Annotated in this window: 17 protein-coding genes; 2 read left to right on the forward strand and 15 right to left on the reverse strand. The window is 70.9% G+C overall.

Translation table 11 applies throughout. The features are described 5' to 3' along the window. Genes EV670_RS02745 through EV670_RS02755 form a run of 3 tightly spaced genes read right to left on the reverse strand, consistent with a single transcriptional unit; the run spans position 1 to position 4,022 of the window. A complete protein-coding gene (locus tag EV670_RS02745) occupies positions 1–1,248 on the reverse strand; it encodes a PQQ-dependent sugar dehydrogenase (RefSeq protein WP_130430274.1) in 1,248 nt (415 codons plus the stop codon). A 49-nt stretch (positions 1,249–1,297) separates the two neighbouring features. Further along, complete coding sequence (gene recJ / locus EV670_RS02750) at positions 1,298–3,022, reverse strand: single-stranded-DNA-specific exonuclease RecJ (RefSeq protein WP_130430275.1); 1,725 nt, start codon at positions 3,020–3,022, stop codon at positions 1,298–1,300. 16 nt (positions 3,023–3,038) lie between these two features. Then, positions 3,039–4,022 (reverse strand): hypothetical protein, encoded by a 984-nt coding sequence (locus tag EV670_RS02755; RefSeq protein ID WP_130430276.1) that lies wholly within the window; start codon positions 4,020–4,022, stop codon positions 3,039–3,041. Positions 4,023–4,127: 105 nt separating this feature from the next. Here EV670_RS02755 and EV670_RS02760 point away from each other — a divergent pair, with 105 nt between their 5' ends. After that, positions 4,128–5,234, forward strand: coding sequence for a PA0069 family radical SAM protein (locus EV670_RS02760; RefSeq protein WP_130430277.1), 1,107 nt, complete (start codon positions 4,128–4,130; stop codon positions 5,232–5,234). Between the two features lie 3 nt (positions 5,235–5,237). Here EV670_RS02760 and EV670_RS02765 read toward each other — a convergent pair whose 3' ends face one another. The 11 genes from EV670_RS02765 to hemH all read right to left on the reverse strand — a co-directional run bounded on the left by EV670_RS02765 (position 5,238) and on the right by hemH (position 16,574). After that, positions 5,238–6,035 (reverse strand): peptidoglycan-binding protein, encoded by a 798-nt coding sequence (locus EV670_RS02765; protein WP_130430278.1) that lies wholly within the window; start codon positions 6,033–6,035, stop codon positions 5,238–5,240. Positions 6,036–6,076: 41 nt separating this feature from the next. Further along, entirely contained in the window at positions 6,077–6,409 is a 333-nt protein-coding gene (locus EV670_RS18960; protein WP_341274603.1) for a phosphatase PAP2 family protein, read from the reverse strand. 289 nt (positions 6,410–6,698) lie between these two features. Next, the gene (locus EV670_RS18805) at positions 6,699–7,100 is read right to left on the reverse strand and encodes a hypothetical protein (RefSeq protein WP_242616808.1); all 402 of its coding nucleotides are present in this window, start codon (positions 7,098–7,100) and stop codon (positions 6,699–6,701) included. Next, entirely contained in the window at positions 7,066–8,802 is a 1,737-nt protein-coding gene (locus EV670_RS02775) for a phosphoethanolamine transferase (protein ID WP_130430279.1), read from the reverse strand. Before EV670_RS02775 ends, EV670_RS18805 begins: the two co-directional genes overlap by 35 nt. A gap of 39 nt (positions 8,803–8,841) precedes the next feature. Beyond that, positions 8,842–10,272, reverse strand: coding sequence for an ATP-binding protein (locus tag EV670_RS02780; RefSeq protein ID WP_242616809.1), 1,431 nt, complete (start codon positions 10,270–10,272; stop codon positions 8,842–8,844). Next, positions 10,269–10,940 (reverse strand): response regulator, encoded by a 672-nt coding sequence (locus EV670_RS02785; RefSeq protein ID WP_130430280.1) that lies wholly within the window; start codon positions 10,938–10,940, stop codon positions 10,269–10,271. The genes EV670_RS02780 and EV670_RS02785 overlap by 4 nt, the downstream gene beginning before the upstream one ends. A 31-nt stretch (positions 10,941–10,971) precedes the next feature. Continuing rightward, positions 10,972–12,123 (reverse strand): molecular chaperone DnaJ, encoded by a 1,152-nt coding sequence (gene dnaJ / locus EV670_RS02790; RefSeq protein ID WP_130430281.1) that lies wholly within the window; start codon positions 12,121–12,123, stop codon positions 10,972–10,974. An 83-nt stretch (positions 12,124–12,206) separates the two neighbouring features. Next, positions 12,207–14,144 (reverse strand): molecular chaperone DnaK, encoded by a 1,938-nt coding sequence (dnaK, locus tag EV670_RS02795; protein WP_130430282.1) that lies wholly within the window; start codon positions 14,142–14,144, stop codon positions 12,207–12,209. Between the two features lie 105 nt (positions 14,145–14,249). Then, a complete protein-coding gene (gene grpE, locus EV670_RS02800; protein WP_130430283.1) occupies positions 14,250–14,801 on the reverse strand; it encodes a nucleotide exchange factor GrpE in 552 nt (183 codons plus the stop codon). A gap of 201 nt (positions 14,802–15,002) precedes the next feature. Next, entirely contained in the window at positions 15,003–15,437 is a 435-nt protein-coding gene (locus EV670_RS02805; protein ID WP_130430284.1) for an RNA-binding S4 domain-containing protein, read from the reverse strand. 30 nt (positions 15,438–15,467) lie between these two features. After that, positions 15,468–16,574: a ferrochelatase gene (hemH, locus tag EV670_RS02810; protein WP_130430285.1), complete on the reverse strand. Its 1,107-nt coding sequence runs from the start codon at positions 16,572–16,574 to the stop codon at positions 15,468–15,470. Between the two features lie 78 nt (positions 16,575–16,652). On the opposite strand from hemH, the gene EV670_RS02815 reads away from it, so the two are divergent. Then, positions 16,653–17,369 carry an HAD family hydrolase gene (locus tag EV670_RS02815; RefSeq protein ID WP_130430286.1) on the forward strand — a complete coding sequence of 239 codons (717 nt, stop codon included), beginning with the start codon at positions 16,653–16,655 and terminating at the stop codon, positions 17,367–17,369. 13 nt (positions 17,370–17,382) lie between these two features. On the opposite strand, the gene EV670_RS02820 is transcribed toward EV670_RS02815, so the two are convergent. Beyond that, positions 17,383–18,333, reverse strand: a complete 951-nt coding sequence (locus EV670_RS02820) for an adenylate/guanylate cyclase domain-containing protein (RefSeq protein ID WP_130430287.1) — start codon at positions 18,331–18,333, stop codon at positions 17,383–17,385. Between the last annotated feature and the right edge of the window lie 11 nt (positions 18,334–18,344).

Genomic DNA, 18,344 nt, shown 5'->3' on the forward strand with positions numbered 1-18,344 from the left:
TCAGGGCTGGACGCGGATGATCTGGTCGGCGTTGCCGCCCTGGTCGGTGAGCAGGTAGACGAAGCCGTCCGGGCCCTGGCGCACGTCGCGGATCCGCCTGTTCAAGGACCTGAGCAGATCGACCTGCGCGCAGCGGTTGGCGACTTCGCCGGAGCGCGGCGTGCAGACGATGTTGCCGCTGCCGGCCAGATCGATCTTCCACAGCGTCTGGCCGGCGAGCGCGCCGATCAGCAGCGAGTTGCGCCATTCCGGGATCGCGCTGCCGGTGTAGAAGGCCATGCCGCTGGGTGCGGTCGAGGTCGGCACCCAGTAGGCGAGCGGCTGCTCGAGGCCGGCGCCGGCGCTGCTGCCGCCGACCGGGGTGCAGCTGTCGAGCGGGGTCGCGCCGTACTCGCAGCCGAAGCTGATCAGCGGCCAGCCGTAGTTCCTGCCGGGCGCGACGGCGTTGAGTTCGTCGCCGCCCTGCGGGCCGTGCTCGACGCTCCAGAGCGCACCGCTGGTCGGATCGATGGCGGCGCCCTGCGGGTTGCGGTGGCCGCGGCTCCATATCTCGGGCCGTGCGCCGGCGATGGCGACGAAGGGGTTGTCGGCCGGGATGCTGCCGTCGGAGTTGATGCGCACGATCTTGCCGTTGCCGCGCGAGAGGTCCTGGGCGTAGCCGCGTTCGCTGTCGATCTGGCGGTCGCCGAGCGCGATGAACAGCTTGCCGTCCGGCGCCAGCGCGATGCGGCCGCCGAAATGCCCGTTGCTGCCCGCCACCTTGGGCTGGCGGTAGATCACCTGGACACCGCTGACGCTGCGCGTGGCCAGGTCGAGCGTGCCGCGTGCCACCGTGGTGCCGTTGCGGCCGGCCTCGGCGCCGCTGCCGGCCTCGGCGTAGCTCCAGTAGATGCGCCCGCTGGTGGCGAAGTCGGGTGCCAGCGCCAAGTCGAGCAAGCCGCCCTGGCCGGCAGCCTGCACCGCGGGCAGGCCGGTCACGGGGGCCGACAGCGTGCCGTCGGTGGCCACCACGCGCAGCCGGCCGGCGCGCTCGGTCACGAGGTAGCGACCATCGGGCAGGAAGGCGAGCGACCAGGGGTGGTCGAGCCCGCTGGCGATGGTGACCGCCCTCGGGCTTCCCGGCGGCGGAGCCGGCGCGGGGGCAGCGGCGTCGCCACCACCGCCGCCACAACCGGTGGCCAGCAACATGACGAGCGCGAAGCCGAAGCCCAGGGTCGCCCGGCGAGGGAGGTCTGCGTGGCGATTCATGACCACAGTCTGCCCCTGCAGCGGCCTGTCGTGCTACCCGATGTAAGTTCTATTTCACCTGTGCCGCCTCGACCAGCATCTGCACCCGCTCGCGGCCGTTCCAGCTGTCGACGCTGACGCGGTAGGCCAGCCGCGCACGCGCCGGCAGCGGCTCCACGTGGTTGAACCAGATGCCATCGCGCATCTGGCCGGCCAGGCGCAGCGAGAGCTTCAGGTGCTTTTCGCCGACCAGGCGCTGCGAGACCACCTCGACCTCGTCCTCGAACATAGGCGGCTCGAAGCCCGGACCCCAGACCGCGGCGTCGAGCGCGTGAACGGTCTCGGGGTTGAACCACTGCGCCTCGAGCGGCCCGTCGGTGGCGACGCGGCGTGCCAGCGTGGCGGCGTCGAGCCACTCGAGCGCCACCTGCGCGAAGGCCTGCTCGAAGGTGTGGAAGTCCTCCTCGGCCAGCGTGGCGCCGGCCGCCATCGCATGACCGCCGAACTTGCGCAGCACGCCGGGGTGGCGTTTGGCGACCAGGTCGAGCGCGTCGCGCAGGTGGAAGCCGGCGATCGAGCGGCCCGAGCCCTTGAGCAGGCCGTCCTGGCCGAGCGCGAAGACGAAGCTCGGCCGGTGCAGCCGCTCCTTGACGCGCGAGGCGACGATGCCGACCACGCCTTCGTGGAACTCGGGGTCGTAGAGCGCGACCGCCGGTGGGGCGCTGCCGTCCTCGGGCAGCAGCAGTTCGACCATCGCCTCGGCCTGCTCGCGCATGCCCGACTCGATCTCGCGCCGCTCGCGGTTGATCGCGTCGAGTTGCTGCGCGAGTTCGGCGGCGCGGGTGGCGTCGTCGGTCAGCAGGCACTCGATGCCCATGCTCATGTTCGACAGCCGCCCGGCGGCGTTGAGGCGCGGGCCGAGCGCGAAGCCGAAGTCGAAGCTGGCGGCGCGCGCCGGCTCGCGCGCCGCGGCCGCGAACAGTGCCGCCACGCCGGCCTGCATGCGCCCGCTGCGGATGCGCTTGAGGCCCTGCGCGACGAGGCGGCGGTTGTTGGCGTCGAGCCGCACCACGTCGGCCACGGTGCCGAGCGCGACCAGGTCGAGCAACGCGTCGAGCTTGGGTTGGTTGGCGAGATCAAAGCGTCCGCGCGCGCGCAGCTCGGCGCGCGTGGCGAGCAACACGTAGAACATCACGCCGACGCCGGCGATGTGCTTGCTGGCGAAGCCGCAGCCAGGCTGGTTGGGGTTGACGATCACCGCCGCGTCGGGGAGCTTGACGACGCCGCCGACCAGCGCTGGCAAGTGGTGGTCGGTGACCAGCACCTTGAGCCCGCGCGCGTTGGCATGCGCGATGCCCTCGAGGCTGGCGATGCCGTTGTCGACCGTGATCAGCCAGTCGGGTGGGACGCTGCCGCAGGCGAGATCGACGATCGCCGGCGTCAGCCCGTAGCCATGGACCGCGCGATCGGGCACCACGTAGCCGAGCGCGGCCGGATCGGCGCCGAGCAGCCTGAGGCCGCGCAGCGCCACGGCGCAGGCGGTGGCGCCATCGCAGTCGTAGTCGGCGACGACGACCATGCGTTCGCGGCGCTCGATCGCGTCGGCCAGCGCGCGCGCGGCGGCCTCGGCGCCGAGCAGCGTCGAGGGTGGCAGCAGCTTGGCGAGCGCGTCGTCGAGATCCTCGACCCGGCTCACACCGCGCGCGGCAAAGAGGCGGGCCAGCAGCGGATGGACGCCGGCTTCTTCGAGCGCCCAGGCGCTGCGCGGCGGAACGTCGCGGGGGGTGATCTGCATGCGGCGATTGTCCGGTTCAGAGCGAGGCCAGCAGCGCAGGTAGGTCGATGCGCGGCGGTGCTACCGCATGGCGCAGGCGCTGCCACAGGCCGGGCGCGACGGCGGGCGTCTCCAGGCGCAGCGCGCTGCGCTCGCCGCACAGCGTCAGCGCGACGGCTTCGCCACGCTCGGCACGCGCCAGCAGGTCGGCGATCCGTCCGGCATCGAGCGCCTGCCAGGCGGCGCGCCAGGCGTCGGCGTCGCCGGCCAGTGCGGCGCCGCGCAGCGACTGATCGACGACGGGCGTGGCGTCGGCGCGTGGCCGCTGGCGCACGCCGCAGCCCGAGAGCCAGACACTGTTGAGCGGCAGCTCGCCGCGCGCCTCGCGCTGCGCGTTGAGCGGATGCGTGTAGAGCAGCATCTGCACCTCGCTCGCCAGCCGCTTGAAGCCGCGTGCCGCAGGGTCGTCCGGCAGCCACAGGTCAGGGTTGCGGCCGATCACGCGATCGGGCGAGGCGGTGGCCAGGGCGCCCAGCGACTCGTGCGCGAGGTACCAGCGCGTCGGCGCGCCAAAGACCAGCAACCAGCCCTCGCTTTCGAACAGCGGCTGCAGCACCTCGAAGAAGGCGCGCGAACTCGCGAGGTCGAGGCCGAGTTCGTCCGGATCGCCCATCGTCAGGTGCTCGCGACCGACCTGCCAGTGCACTGGGCTCAACAGGCCCCAGGCCAGGTCGCCAGTGGCGATGCCATCGCTGGCTGCGGCATGCGCGGCCCAGGGCAGGCAGCCGGCGGCACCCTCGAAGCCGAGCGCGCGCGCGAGCGCGCGTTCGTGCGGCGGGCTCGGCGAGTAGGCATCGGCCTCGTCGCGGGTCGAGACCGGGAGCCGCGCGAGCAGCGCCGCGAGTCGCGGCAGCGCTGGCAGCTCGATCGAAGGCACCGAGCCGTCGTCGGCAAGCGGTACGCCGGCAAAGGGCAGGATCAGTTCGGCGGACAGGGGCCAGTCTTCGCGGGCATCGGACATCGCTGTCGATTATCCCGGCGCCGTCCGTCGACCCGGCCGATGGAGTCGGTGCTGTCGAAGAAGTGGCTTGATACTGTATAAAAACACAGTTAAGCTCGTCTGACCATGTCAGACGCAACGCCGCTCCCGCCTGCCGCGCCGATCAAGGGCCGTGGCACGCCGGTGCGCATCGCCCATCGCTTCGAGATGCAGACCCGGGAGCTCGAGGACGACGGCTGGGGGGCGCTCGAGGAGCAGGTACTCGATGGCCAGCGCGGGGCGGCGGTGGCCACCGAACTGATCGAGGAGCAGGCGCGCACCTTGATCAACCGCAACGACTCGCCCGACGTTCCCTTCGACCACGCGATCAACCCCTACCGCGGTTGCGAGCACGGCTGCATCTACTGCTACGCGCGGCCCAACCACGGCTACCTCAACCTGTCGCCGGGGCTCGACTTCGAGACGAAGATCGTCGCCAAGATGAACGCCGCGGAGTGCCTGCGGGCGGAGCTTGGCAAGCCGGGCCACCGGCCGAGCCCGATCAACATCGGCTCGGCCACCGACGCCTACCAGCCGCTCGAGCGGCGGCTCGGGCTCACGCGCGCGCTGCTCGAGATCCTGGTCGCGTGCCGCCACCCCTACACGATCATCACCAAGTCGGCCGGCATCGAGCGCGACATCGACCTGCTGTCGCAATCGGCCGCGCGCAACGAGGTCGGCGTCTTCGTCAGCATCACGACGCTCGATCCGTGGCTGGCGCGCACGCTCGAGCCGCGCGCGGCGGCACCACATCGGCGGCTGCAGGCGGTGCGGCGGCTCGCCGAGGCCGGCATTCCGGTGGCGGTCAACGTGGCGCCGATCATTCCCTTCCTCAACGAGCCCGAGATCGAGCGCATCGCGCAGGCCGCGGCCGAGGCCGGTGCGCGCTCGCTGCACTACACGGTGCTGCGGCTGCCGTGGGAGGTGGCGCCGCTGTTTCGCGAGTGGCTTCAGACCCACGTGCCCGATCGCGCGGCGCGCGTGATGGCGCGGGTTCAGGAATTGCGAGGAGGCAAGGACTACGACGCCGACTTCCGTCACCGCATGCGCGGCCAGGGCCCGTGGGCCGAGCTGATCCGCCAGCGCATCGACAAGGCGGCGGCTCGCAACGGCCTGTCGCGCAAGTCACCGCAGCTCGACGAGCACCACTTCGTCGCGCCCTCGCGCGACACGGCGCAGGGCTCGCTTTTCTAGCGCCTACTCGTCGTCGGTCAGCATGTCGCCGATGCGCCAGGCCTGGACGAAGACGTCGAGGCCGTGCGAGCCGCCGTTGACCAGCCGGCGGGCATGGCGCAAGTCGCCCTCGAGCACGGCCTCCTTGATCTGGCGCTCGCGGTCGGCGAGGAAGCAGGCCAGGATCTGCGCCGCCACCATCGGCTCGTTGGCGCGATCGGGTTCCTTCTCCAGCGGCACGCCGAGCCGCTTGCCGTAGGTCTGGTAGTTGCTGCGGCCGGTGAGCTGGATGAAGCCGCGGCCCTTGTAGCTGGCACCGTCGGGCTCGCCCCGGTTGCCGAGGTCCTTGCGGTTGTCGTAGAGGTCGAACTGGTGTCCGCGCGGCGAGGTGTTGTAGCGCGAGACGCCCTCGTTGATCGGCGCGAAGCCGGCGGTCTCGGCGCGGATCGTGCACAGCGCCATCAGCAGCATCGTGCGGTCGACCATGCCGGCGGCCTTCATCGCCTCGAGCACCACCGGCAGGTAGTTGCGGATGTTGGCCAGCGGCGCGCCGACGAACATCTGGGCCACGACCTGGGTGCTGAAGCGGTCCAGCGCCGGCTCGAGCTTGTCGCTCTTGACCAGGCCGAGCGCCTTGAGCGTGCGCGGTCCGGCCACGCCATCCGCGAGCAGCCCGGCGCTCTGCTGGAAGGCCTTCAGCGCGGCCTCGGTGCCGGCGCCGAACTCGCCGTCGACCAGGCCGGGATCGAAGCCGGCGTCCTTGAGCGCCTTCTGCAGCTTGCGCACCGACGGGCTGCCATCGCCGAGTTCCAGGGTTGCCATCGCCTGCCTCCTCGTTGCGTCCGGACGTCCCGGGCCCGCAGTTATAGACCCGCGTTGCCGCGCGCGGTGCGGTCCGCCGCCCTCGCACTAGGGACTCGCAAGCGATGGCCGGGCAGCGGGCCGCGTGCCAGGGCACTGGCAGTCGCGCAGACGCACCAGCAGATCCACGCGCTGTACAGGCCATGGCTCGGATAGTGGGCACCGCGCAGCGTCTGCGCGGTGCTGAAGCTCGCGCCGAGCAGCAGGCTGCCGATCAGCCAGGCACGCGCACGCGTCGGTCGATGCTCGCGCAGCGCGAACCAGCCGCCGACGAAGGCGAAGGCGCCCGATGCATGGCCGCCCGGGAAGCAGCGGCCCGGGCCACCATCGGCGATGCCCCAGGCCCAGTGCGAGAGCTAGGGCCTGTTCACACTGCGGAGACCCGATGCGTTGTCACCAGAAAGGTCGCGAGTTAGGCGCACACCGCAGCCGGGGTCGGCCCCCGGCGAGGATGGGCAACGACGCGCGCGGCCTTTCTGGTGGCAACCCGGACGGGAACGGGCCTGCCAGGGCGCAGCTCGGCGTTGCACTCCTAGCCCAGGCGTCCAGCCTGGGCGTTGTCGTGCGCCTTGCTCTGCGCCCTGGCAGACCCGTTCGCACGGGTCTGCGCAGTGTGAACAGGCCCTAATGCGCGCTGCCGCCGAACTCCGCCAGCGACCAGGGGCAACTGGTGGCGCTGGCCTGCTTGAGCGCCGGCACCAGCAGCAGGCTCAGCACCACGCCACCGAGCCACGCGATGCGCGTGGCGCGATCGAGCGCGTGATCGCGCCAGGGGCCGAGACAGTTCTTCAGCACGCAGGCAAACAGCAGCACGCTGAGCCAGTAGCCGCCGCGGTGCAGCACCCCGCTGACGAACCAGTGCTCGCGCAGCGCAAAGCCGGACTGGCTGCCGATCAGTCGCATCAGCGGCAGGTCGAGCCCGCCGACATCCCAGAGCAGCAGCCCCAACGCGCCGAACAGGGCGATGCGCAGGTCGGTGCGCCAGCGCGACTCAGCCACCGCTGCCGCGGCAGGCTGCCAGCGCATCGAGTTCGCGCCGGTACTCGGTCGCGCGCACCCGCGCCAGGCCAAGCACGGTGTGGAACAGGTGGTCGTGCGAGAGCGCGGCGTCACGGCCATGCTCGACGCAGGCGCCGTCGAGCGCCAGGCTCGCGCGCGCGGCCGGCGAGGTCCACAGGATCATCGGCACCTGCTTCTGCGCCTGCGGCGCGATCGCGTAGGGCATGCCGTGCAGGTACAGGCCGTTCTCGCCGAGCGACTCGCCATGGTCCGAGACATAGAGCAGCGCGGCGTCGAAGCTCTGGGCATGGCCCTGCAGCCAGGCGATGGCGCGGCCCAGCACCAGGTCGGTGTAGACGATCGAGTTGTCGAAGGCGTTGACCAGGTCGGCATTGCTGCAGTCCTGCAGCACGTTGCTGCGGCACTCGGGCTGGAACGGCTTGCTCGCGGCCGGCGAGCGCTCGCCGTAGGCCGGCCCGTGGCTGCCCATCTGGTGCAGCACCAGCACCGTGCCGCGTGCACGGCGCTGCGGGTCGAGCGCGGCCAGCCGCGCGTCGAGGTCGTAGAGCAGCGCCTCGTCAAGGCATTCGCCGGCGCGGCACAGCGCGGCCGGCGCGCTGGTGCGGCCGGGCGTCGGCTCGCTGGTCGAGGCATGCGGCACGCGATCGCACAGTCCCTTGCAACCGGACTGGTTGTCGAGCCACAGCACTGCCAGGCCGGCGCGCTGCAGCAGGTCGAGCAGGTTCTCGCTGTCCTGCGCGCGGTCGAGGAAGGCGCTGCGGTCCAGCGACGAGAACATGCACGGCAGCGAGGCGGCGGTGCTGGTGCCGCAGGATTGCACCCGCCCGAAGCTGACCAGGTCGGTGAAGCGTGCGAGTTCGGGGTTGGTCGGCCGCGGGTAGCCGTTGAGCGAGAAGTGATCGGCGCGCGCCGTCTCGCCGACCACCAGCAGCACCAGCGGCGGCCTGGCGCCGGTCGGCATGGCGAGCGCGCGCGCATCGAGGCCGATCGGCGTCGGCGGCCCGGCCGGCCTGGCTTGCGCCTCGCGCGCCAGCAGCCCGAGCGCGTAGACACTGTTGAGCGGGTTGACCAGGTAGCGCAGCGACTTGTGGTTGCGCATCGTGCCCGACAGGCTCTGGAACGCCAACAGCGTGAGCGCCAGTGCCAGGCCCAGCGCGGCGGCGCCGGCCGCGAGGTTGCTCAGCGCCAGGCGCCGGCCCGCCACCGCGCGCAGCGGCTGGCGCCACAGCCAGACAATCGGCAGGCCGGCGACCAGCAGCAGGTTGAGCAGCAGCGGCAGGCTCAGCAGCGCGCCGGCTTCGCGCACGTCGGTCTGCATCACGTTGCGCAGCATGCTGCTGTCGACGAGCACGCCATAGCTGCCCATGAAGTGGGCCGCCACCGCGGCGACGAGCAGGAAGATCGCGACGACCGGCTTGAGCAGCGGCCGCCAGGCGAACAGCAGCAGCGGCAGCGCGGTCAGCGCGGCGACGATCAGGCACATTGCTAGACCGAACAGCAGCCCGCGCGCGCCGCCCATCTCGGGCAGCGCGGCGATCGCGCGCCACAGGGGCCAGTTGGCGACGGCGGCGAGCCAGGCCGCGGCCAGCAGTGCGAGCGTGGTTGGGGACCAGGCCCGCGGCGGATGAAGCGAGGCGGTGCGGCGCGTGACCGGGCCGAGGGGGCGCGCGGCGGCCGGGGCGCGCAGCGCGGTGGAATCGGACAGCATTCCGCCACTCTGGCGGGCGGGCCTTAGCGCAGCATTAAGTCAGGCGGCGCGGCGCAACCGTGCGCGCAGGCCGGGGCCGGGCGTGCGGAGCTCGAAGTCGAGCACCAGGCCGTGCAGCGCAGCGATGCGCGTGGCGATCGACAGCCCGAGCCCGCTGCCGCCGGGGGCACTGCCCGGCGCGCGGAAGAAGCGCTCGCCCAGGTGCGGCAGCGCCGCCGCGTCGATGCCGGGGCCGGCGTCGAGCACCTCGACCGCATCGGCCGCAAAAAGCAGCGTCACGGTCGCGCCGGGCGGGCTCGCGTTCAGGGCGTTGTCGAGCAGGTTGCGCAGCAGCACGCTCATCAGCCCGCCGTCGCCGGCCAGCGGCAGCGCGGCCGATGGCGCATCGGCCGGCCATTCGACCGCCAGCTCGACCTGCCGGCGCGTGGCCAGCGGCAGCAGTTCGTCGAGCACCGACGGCACCAGCGCCGACCAGTCGAGCGGCCGCGGATCGACGAGCGTGCTGCGGTGATCGATCCGGGCCAGTTCGAGCAACTGGCCGAGCAGGCGCTGCAGGCGCTCGAAGCCGGCGTCCATCTTCGCGTTGGCGGCCCTGTCGTCGGAACCACTCGCCGCATGCTGCAGCCGCAGCGCATCCCACTGAGCGCGCAGCGCCGCCAGCGGCGTGCGCAACTCGTGCGCGGCGTCGCCCGTGAAGCGGCGCTCGCGCTCGATCGCCGCGTCAACGCGCAGGAACAGCGCGTTCATCGAGATCGCCAGCGGCTGCAGGTCGCGCGGCAGTTGCTCGACCGGCAGCGGCTCGAGGTCGTCGACCCGGCGCCGCGCCACCTCGACCCCAAGCTCGCCCAGAGGCCGCAGCGCCTGGCGCACCGCCCAGGCCATCGCCACCAGCAGCAGCGGCAGCATCAGCAGCCACGGCACGAGCTGGCTCAGCACGAGGCCTTCGACGATCTCGTCGCGCTCGTTGTGGGTCTGACCGACGGCGATCAGCCAGCGACCATCGAGCGCCGGCAGGTAGTAGGCGCGCCAGCCAGCGTCGCCCAGTCGCAGGTCGACGAAGCCGCTGGCGTCGCCGCGGTTCGGCAGCTGGGCGCCCTCGCGGTCGACCAGCAGCAGCCGGCCCTCGCGGTCCCAGACCGCGATCGCCATGTCCTCGAGGTCGGCCTCGCCCATGTCGCCCGGCGGGCGCGCATCCGGCGCCGCGCGGTCCTCGAGCGCCGCGCTCGGCAGCGTCGCCTGGATCTGGCGCGCGAGCCGGATCATCTGGGTATCGAAGAGCTCGTGCACCTCGTGACGGGCATGGCGATAGCTCAGCGACGCGGCCAGCAGCCACACCAGCGGCGCCGCCAGCGCGATGCTGAACAGCACGCGCTGCAGCAGGCTGCAGCGGCGCCACCAACGCAGCGCACCCGCCGCCATGCCGCCGGCAGACGGCGCGGCGCCCGCGGTGGAGCCCGGAACCAGGCTCATCCCAGTTCCTCGACCGCGCCAAGCGCGTAGCCGACACCGCGCACCGTGCGCACCAGCTTCGGGTGCAGCTTGCGACGCAGGTGGTGCACATGGACCTCGAGCGTGTTGCTCTCGGCCTCGCGGCCGAAGGCATGCAGCTTGTCCTCGATCAGCGCGCGCGGCAGCACCCGCTGAGGGTTGGCCAGTAGCAACTCGAGCAGGGTCGTTTCACGGGTCGTCAGTTCGACCGGGCGATCCAGCCACTGCACGCTGCGGGCATCGGGCCGGTAGCTCAGCGGTCCGTGCGTCCAGAGGCTGTCGGCACGGCCAGCCACGCGGCGGCGCACCGCGCGCAGCCGCGCCGCGAGCTCGGCAATGTCGAGCGGCTTGACCAGGTAGTCGTCGGCGCCGCCGTCGAGTCCGGCCACGCGCTGCTCGAGGGCGTCGCGCGCGGTCAGGATCAGCACCGGCATCGCCAGCCCGCGTGCGCGCCAGCGGCGCAACCAGCCGAGGCCGTCGCCGCCGGGCAGGCCGAGGTCGAGCAGCACCGCGTCGTAGTCGACCACCGCCAGCGCGGCATCGGCCTCGCGGCCGTCGACGAACCAGTCGACCGCCAGGCCCAGCGCGCGCAGGCCGGTCGCCAGGCCGTCGCCGAGCAGGATGTCGTCTTCGACGATCAGCAGTCGCATCGCGGCATTCTGCGCGAGCGACCGGCCGGCGCTACTTGAACAGGTCCTTGACCCGATCGGCCCAGCCCTTGCCGCCCGGCGAGTGCTTGTCGCCGCCCTTCTTCAGCGACTCGTCGAGCTCCTTGAAGAGCTTGCGCTGGTGCTCGGTGAGCTTGACCGGCGTCTCCAGCGCCACGTGGCAGTAGAGGTCGCCCGGATAGCTCGAGCGCACGCCTTTGATGCCCTTGCCGCGCAGGCGGAAGGTCTTGCCGTGCTGGGTGCCCTCGGGCAGGTCGATCTCGGCCTTGCCGACCAGCGTCGGCACCTCGATGCTGCCGCCGAGCGCGGCGGTGGCAAAGCCGATCGGCACCGTGCAGTGCAGGTCGTCGCCGTCGCGCTCGAAGATGGCGTGTTCCTTGATGCGGATCTCGATGTAGAGGTCGCCGGCCGGGCCGCCGTTGGTGCCCGGCTCGCCGTTGCCGGCCGAGCGGATGCGCATGCCCTCATTGATGCCGGCCGGGATCTTGACCTCGAGCGTCTTGGCCTTCTTGACGCGACCCTGGCCGTTGCAGGTGGTGCAGGGCTCGGGAATGATCTTGCCGCTGCCGTGGCATTGCGGGCAGGTCTGCTGGATCGAGAAGAAGCCCTGGCGCAGGTGCACCGTGCCCGAGCCGTTGCAGGTGGTGCAGGTCTTGGCGCTGGTGCCCGGCTTGGCGCCGCTGCCCTTGCAGGTTTCGCAGTTCTCCCAGCTCGGGATGCGGATCTGCGATTCCTTGCCGTGCGCGGCCTCCTCGAGCGTGATCTCCATCGCGTAGCTGAGGTCGCTGCCGCGGTAGACCTGCGGCCCGCCACCGCCCGGGCCGCGGCGCTGGCCGCCTTGCTGGCCGAAGATGTCGCCGAAGATGTCGCCGAAGGCCTCGGCAAATCCGCCATAGCCCTCCGGTCCCGGGCCGCCGCGGCCGCCCATGTTGGGATCGACGCCGGCATGCCCGAAACGGTCGTAGGCCTCGCGCTTGGCGGCGTCGGAGAGCATCTCGTAGGCCTCCTTGGCCTCCTTGAACTTCTCCTCGGCCTTCTTGGCATCGTCACCCTGGTTGCGGTCGGGGTGGTGCTTCATGGCCAGCTTGCGGTAGGCCTTCTTGATCTCTTCCTCGCTCGCGTTCTTGGCGACGCCGAGGATCTCGTAGTAATCACGCTTGGCCATGGGTTCGGCTCGTTCTTAAGCGAAAAGCCCCCGTGGGCAGCGAGTGCTCACGGGGGTGGGTCGGATTGCCGGACGCGTAGTGCTTACTTCTTGTCCTTCACTTCCGTGAAATCGGCGTCGACCACGTTGTCGTCGGCCGGCTTGGCCGAGGGTTCGTCCGCGCCACCCGCTGCGCCGCCGGCGGCGGCCTGTGCGGCCTGCGCGTCGGCATACATCTTCTCGCCCAGCTTCTGGCTGGCGTTCATCAGCGCCTCGGTCTTGGCATCGATCGCGGCCTTGTCGTCGGACTTGATCGCTTCCTCGGCCTCCTTCAGCGCGACCTCGATCTTCTCCTTGTCGCCGGCGTCGAGCTTGTCGCCATGCTCGGCGAGCGACTTGCGCACGCTGTGCACCATCGCGTCGGCCGAGTTCTTGGCCTGCACCAGTTCGAGCTTCTTCTTGTCCTCGACGGCATTGAGCTCGGCGTCCTTGACCATCTTCTGGATCTCTTCTTCCGAGATGCCGGAGTTGGCCTTGATCGTGATCTTGTTTTCCTTGCCGGTGCCCTTGTCCTTGGCGCCGACGTGCAGGATGCCGTCGGCGTCGATGTCGAAGCTGACCTCGATCTGCGGCGTGCCGCGCGCGGCCGGCGGGATGCCCTCGAGGTTGAACTCGCCGAGCAGCTTGTTGCCGGCAGCGATCTCGCGCTCGCCCTGGAACACCTTGATCGTCACCGCCGGCTGGTTGTCGTCGGCAGTCGAGAAGGTCTGCGCGAACTTGGTCGGGATCGTGGTGTTCTTGGTGATCATCTTCGTCATCACGCCACCGAGGGTCTCGATGCCGAGCGATAGCGGGGTCACGTCGAGCAACAGCACGTCCTTGCGATCGCCGGCCAGCACCTGGCCCTGGATCGCGGCACCGACGGCCACCGCCTCGTCCGGGTTGACGTCCTTGCGCGGCTCCTTGCCGAAGAAGTTCTTCACGACATCCTGCACCTTGGGCATGCGGGTCATGCCGCCGACCAGGATCACGTCGTCGATCTGGCCGACGCTGACGCCGGCGTCCTTGATCGCGGTGCGGCAAGGCGCCACGGTGCGCTCGATCAGCTCCTCGACCAGGGCCTCGAGCTTGGCGCGCGTGAGCTTGATGTTGAGGTGCTTCGGACCGCTGGCATCGGCCGTGATGTAGGGCAGGTTGATGTCGGTCTGGGTGCTGTTGGACAGCTCGATCTTGGCCTTCTCGGCCGCTTCCTTCAGGCGCTGCAGCGCGAGCACGTCCTTGCTCAGGTCGACCGCCTGCTCCTTCTTGAACTCGGCAATGATGTAGTCGATGACGCGCTGGTCGAAGTCCTCGCCGCCGAGGAAGGTGTCGCCGTTGGTGGAGAGCACCTCGAACTGCATCTCGCCGTCGACATCGGCGATCTCGATGATCGAGATGTCGAAGGTGCCGCCGCCGAGGTCGTAGACCGCGATCTTGCGGTCGCCCTTGTCGTGCTTGTCGAGGCCGAAAGCGAGCGCGGCCGCGGTCGGCTCGTTGATGATGCGCTTGACCTCGAGGCCGGCGATGCGGCCGGCGTCCTTGGTCGCCTGGCGCTGGGCGTCGTTGAAGTAGGCCGGTACCGTGATCACGGCCTCGGTCACCGTCTCGCCGAGATAGTCCTCGGCGGTCTTCTTCATCTTGCGCAGCACCTCGGCGCTGACCTGCGGCGGCGCCAGCTTCTTGCCGCGCTCCTCGACCCAGGCGTCACCGTTGTCGGCGGCGACGATCGTGTAGGGCATCAGGTTGATGTCCTTCTGCACTTCCTTCTCGGTGAACTTGCGCCCGATCAGGCGCTTGACCGCGTAGAAGGTGTGCCTCGGGTTGGTCACTGCCTGGCGCTTGGCCGAGGCACCGACGAGGATCTCGCCGTCCTCCTGGTAGGCGACGATCGACGGCGTGGTGCGCGCACCCTCGCTGTTCTCGATCACCTTGGTGGTGTTGCCTTCCATGATGGCGACGCACGAGTTCGTGGTGCCGAGGTCGATGCCGATGATCTTGGCCATGGTCTCTATCTCCTGAATCCTGAAAACTGAAAATCTGCTTGTTGATCAGTTGTGGATAAGACGCCGGCTTTCAAGAGCCGCGGCGGTCCGGATCCACCTCTGCCATCACTTCGGTGCTGTCACCGTCACCAGTGCCGGGCGCAGCACGCGCTCGGCGATCAGGTAGCCCTTCTGCAGCACCATCACCACGGTGTTCGGGTCCTGCGCGGCCGCCACCACGCTGATCGCCTGGTGCTGGTGCGGGTCGAAGCGGGCCCCGGCGGCCGGTGCGATCTCGACCACCTTGTTGCGCTCCAGGGCCTGGGCCAGTTGACGCAGCGTGGCCTGCACGCCTTCGCGCAACTGCTCCGGCGTGGCGTTCTCGATGGCGAGCGCGGCCTCGAGGCTGTCCTTGACCGGCAGCATGCTGTCGGCAAAGCCCTCGATCGCGAACTTGCGCGCCTTGCTGATCTCGTCCTCGGCACGGCGGCGGGTGTTCTCGGCCTCGGCCTTGGCGCGCAGGTAGGCGTCGGAGACCTCGGCGTGGCGGGCCTGGAGCTGCGCCAGCTCGGTGGCCGCGTCGCTCGTGAACTCGGCGGCCTGCTGCTGGCCCGCCTCGGCGGGCGTCTCGCCGGCGGGCACGTTGAGGGGCTCGTTGGTCGGGGTCGGATCGGCCATGGGCGACAACTGGAAAGGGGTCAGAAGAATGTTGGCGGACACTCACGTTCCGCGTTGTCGTAGAACTTGGGACGCCAACGTGGTTTTCAAGGGCCCGCCCGGCAAAAAAGTCGGGCCGCGGGGCAGGCGCAGCGGATCGCGTGCCTGGGCGCTCGCACCCGGCGGCGGGGCCGAGATGCTAGCAACAACGACGGCCCGGTCTCAGCCCTTGTCGTCGACGCTGGCGCTCCAGCGCTGCCATTCGTGCAACTCGCGCCGGTCGCGCTTGGTCGGCCGGCCATGCTCGATCGCCAGTGCCGGCTCGGGCGCGAGCTTGCGCGCCTTGGCCGCGGCCTCGCGCGCCGCCAGGCTCTGCGCGGTTTCGGCATAAAGCTGCTGCGCCACCGGCGCCGGCCCGCGCACCGCGCTGAGCGCCAGCACCTCGATCTCGCGTGGCAACTCCCCGGGTGCACCCTGGCGCACGCTGAGGCGGTCGCCGACCCGCACCTCGCGCGAGCGCTTGATCGGCTGGCCGCCGGACAGCACCCGACCCTTGTCGATCGCCTCGGCCGCCAGCGCGCGCGTCTTGAAGAAGCGCGCCGCCCACAGCCACTTGTCGAGGCGGGGGCCGCCCTCGGTTTCAACTGCCTTGTTCACGGCGCGATGGTACGGCCACGGAGCAAGGCTTCAGCGCGTGGCGCCGGCAGCACGCGCTCGTGCGGCGCTGCTTTCGCGCTCGGCCGTCGGCGTTTCCTGCAACGGCCAGCCGCCCATGTGGCGGATCGCGACGCCGGCCAGCGCGGCGATGAACTCGTGACGGTCGTTGAGGCAGGGGATGTAGTTGAAGCTCGCGCCGCCGGCCTGCAGGAAGGCCGCGCGCGCCTCCTGGTCGATCTCTTCCAGCGTCTCCAGGCAGTCGCCGGTGAAGCCGGGGCAGATCAGGTCGACGCTCTTCACGCCACTGCGCGCCAGCTCGACCAGCGTCGGCTCGGTGTAGGGCTCGAGCCACCGGGCCTTGCCGAAGCGGCTCTGGAAGGTCACCTTCACACGCTCGGGTGGCAGCGTCAGGCGTTCGGCCAGCAGGCGTGCGGTCTTGAGGCATTCGCAGTGGTAGGGATCGCCCAGCTGCAGCGTGCGCTCGGGCACGCCGTGAAAGCTCATCACCAGCCGCTCGGCGCGGCCATTGGTCTGCCAGTGCTGCAGCACGCTCAGGGCCAGCGCCTCGATGTAGCCCGGATCGTCGTGGTAGCTGTTGACGAAGCGCAGCTCGGGCACGCGCCGCTGCCGGCTCGCCCACTCGTAGACCTTGTCGAAGGCGCTCGCGGTGGTGGTGGCGGAGTACTGCGGATAGAGCGGCAGCAGCAGGATGCGCGTGGCGCCCTCGGCCTTGAGTTCGTCGAGCGCCGAGGCGATGGCCGGCTTGCCGTAGCGCATCGCGTGGCGCACCAGCGGCGGCGCTGCGCCGTCGCGCTGCAGTCGTTCGCCGAGGTAGCCGCGCAGCAGCGTGGCCTGCTTGCGGGTCCAGACCGCAAGGGGCGAGCCCTCGGCCGTCCAGATGCTCGCGTACTTGGCGGCCGACTTGGCGGGCCGCACGACCAGGATGATTCCGTACAGCAGCGGCAGCCACAGCGCGCGCGGAATCTCGACGACGCGCGGATCGCTAAGGAACTCGGCCAGGTAGCGCCGCAGCGCCGGGGCGGTCGGGGCGTCGGGCGTGCCCAGGTTGAACAGCAGCACGCCGATGCGGGCGTGCTGGCCGTGGACGAAGGCGGGTTCGGGCGCGTGGTGAGGCATGGGGCGCGATCCTGCCAGAGCCCGCTGCGCTTTCACGGAACATTCGATCGGCTACCGTAGCGGGACAGGAAATCCGCGATGAATCTGCACGCCGTCCACGCCTCCCCGATCGCCGCGATCACGCTCGACCTCGACGACACGCTGTGGCCGATCTGGCCGACCATCGCGCGCGCCGAGCGGCAGCTGCACGACTGGCTCGCGGCCAACGCACCGGCCACCGCTGGCCTTGGCGCCGTGGCGCTGCGCCGCTGGCGCGAGCGCGCCGCGGCCGAGCATCCGCAATGGGCGCACGACCTGACCCGGCTGCGGCTCGAGGCGATCCGCGGTGCGCTCGGCGAGGCGGGCGAGGATCCGGCGCTGGCCGAGCCGGCCTTCGAGGTCTTCTTCGCGGCGCGCCAGCAGGTCGATTGCTACGCTGATGTCGCGCCCGCGCTCGAACGCATCGCGCGTCGCTGGCCGATCCTGGCGCTGACCAACGGCAACGCCGACCTGGCGCGCATCGGCCTTGCGCAATGGTTCAGCGCCGGCCAGCTCGGGGCGCGCGAGTTCGGCGTCGGCAAGCCCGACCCGCGTTTCTTTGCCGCCGCCTGCGCGCGCCTGGGCCTGCCGGCGCAGGCGGTGCTGCACGTGGGTGACGACGCGCGGCTGGACGTGGCGGGCGCGTGCGCGGCCGGCCTGCGCACCGCATGGATTCGTCGGCCCGGGCTGGCCGCGGCGGCCGAGCATGCCGACCCACCGCAGGCCGACTGGCAGGGCGCCGACCTGATCGCGCTGGCCGACTGGCTCGGGGCCTGAGGCTCGACTACCGTCAACCGGCCGCGAAGGCGCCGCCGCGCACGGTGTCGGGCGGCGTCAGCACCTCGAACTGCACCGTCGGCGCGGTCGGGTCGTTGGGCGCGGCGCCAAGGCAGATCACGCCGCGGCCATGCAGCGTGCAACTACCCCGACGCAGCGAGACGAACTCGTTCTGGCCGAGGAAGCGCACGAAGGTGCCGTTGTAGCTGAGGTCGCTGATCTGGAAGGTGCCGCCGTGGCGCTCGATGCGGGCATGCGAGCGCGAGACGCGGCTGTCCTCGATCACGTAGGTCGCCTCGGCGCTGCGGCCAAGCACGGCCGGCATGTCGGGCGCGCTCAGGATGCGCTCGACGTCGAGCCAGACCAGGCGGATGCTGTCGGGGGTCGGGTTCGGCAGCGTGCCTTCGAACAGTGTGGCCACCGTCTCGCCGAAGCGCTTGGCCTCGAGCCGCAGCACATGCACCGGCTCGGCGCGGCCGCGCAACTGCAGCTGGCTCAGCGAGCGAAAGCGCCCGCGGTGCTGCTCCTCCAACCGGCGCACGACCTGCTCGGTGGAGAGGGTCTCGTCGTCGCCGGCACTGTCGATCAGGCGCGCCGCGACGTTGACCGCGTCGCCAAAGCAGTCGCCCTGCAACTCGACCACCTCGCCGTGCGACATCGCGATCTGCAGCTTGAGCGCCGGCAGCCGCTTGCCGCTGCGCGGCTCGTTCTCGACGATGCGCTCGATCGCCTCGTGCATCTCGTCGGCGGCATCGACCGCGTCCTGCGGCTGCTCGAACACCGCCATCAGTCCGTCGCCGAGGGTCTTGACGACTCGCCCGCCGAAGTGGTCGACCAGTTGCACCATCAACCCGACGCTGTGCGTGACCACGGCCGCGGCCTGCGCGTTGCCGAGGCTTTCGTACAGGCCGGTGCTGCCGCGCAGGTCGGCGAACAGCACGGTGCGTTCGATGATCGAGGTCATTCGCGGGGCAA

The organism is Rivibacter subsaxonicus (assembly GCF_004217215.1).
Classification (GTDB): domain Bacteria; phylum Pseudomonadota; class Gammaproteobacteria; order Burkholderiales; family Burkholderiaceae_C; genus Rivibacter; species Rivibacter subsaxonicus.

Bases quoted from the DNA above. Each gene is read 5' to 3' on its own strand.
- EV670_RS02745 (WP_130430274.1), bottom strand. From the start codon at position 1,248: ATGAATCGCCACGCAGACCTCCCTCGCCGGGCGACCCTGGGCTTCGGC.
- recJ (WP_130430275.1), bottom strand. From the start codon at position 3,022: ATGCAGATCACCCCCCGCGACGTTCCGCCGCGCAGCGCCTGGGCGCTC.
- EV670_RS02755 (WP_130430276.1), bottom strand. From the start codon at position 4,022: ATGTCCGATGCCCGCGAAGACTGGCCCCTGTCCGCCGAACTGATCCTG.
- EV670_RS02760 (WP_130430277.1), top strand. From the start codon at position 4,128: ATGTCAGACGCAACGCCGCTCCCGCCTGCCGCGCCGATCAAGGGCCGT.
- EV670_RS02765 (WP_130430278.1), bottom strand. From the start codon at position 6,035: ATGGCAACCCTGGAACTCGGCGATGGCAGCCCGTCGGTGCGCAAGCTG.
- EV670_RS18805 (WP_242616808.1), bottom strand. From the start codon at position 7,100: ATGCGCTGGCAGCCTGCCGCGGCAGCGGTGGCTGAGTCGCGCTGGCGC.
- EV670_RS02775 (WP_130430279.1), bottom strand. From the start codon at position 8,802: ATGCTGTCCGATTCCACCGCGCTGCGCGCCCCGGCCGCCGCGCGCCCC.
- EV670_RS02780 (WP_242616809.1), bottom strand. From the start codon at position 10,272: ATGAGCCTGGTTCCGGGCTCCACCGCGGGCGCCGCGCCGTCTGCCGGC.
- EV670_RS02785 (WP_130430280.1), bottom strand. From the start codon at position 10,940: ATGCGACTGCTGATCGTCGAAGACGACATCCTGCTCGGCGACGGCCTG.
- dnaJ (WP_130430281.1), bottom strand. From the start codon at position 12,123: ATGGCCAAGCGTGATTACTACGAGATCCTCGGCGTCGCCAAGAACGCG.
- dnaK (WP_130430282.1), bottom strand. From the start codon at position 14,144: ATGGCCAAGATCATCGGCATCGACCTCGGCACCACGAACTCGTGCGTC.
- grpE (WP_130430283.1), bottom strand. From the start codon at position 14,801: ATGGCCGATCCGACCCCGACCAACGAGCCCCTCAACGTGCCCGCCGGC.
- hemH (WP_130430285.1), bottom strand. From the start codon at position 16,574: ATGCCTCACCACGCGCCCGAACCCGCCTTCGTCCACGGCCAGCACGCC.
- EV670_RS02815 (WP_130430286.1), top strand. From the start codon at position 16,653: ATGAATCTGCACGCCGTCCACGCCTCCCCGATCGCCGCGATCACGCTC.
- EV670_RS02820 (WP_130430287.1), bottom strand. From the start codon at position 18,333: ATGACCTCGATCATCGAACGCACCGTGCTGTTCGCCGACCTGCGCGGC.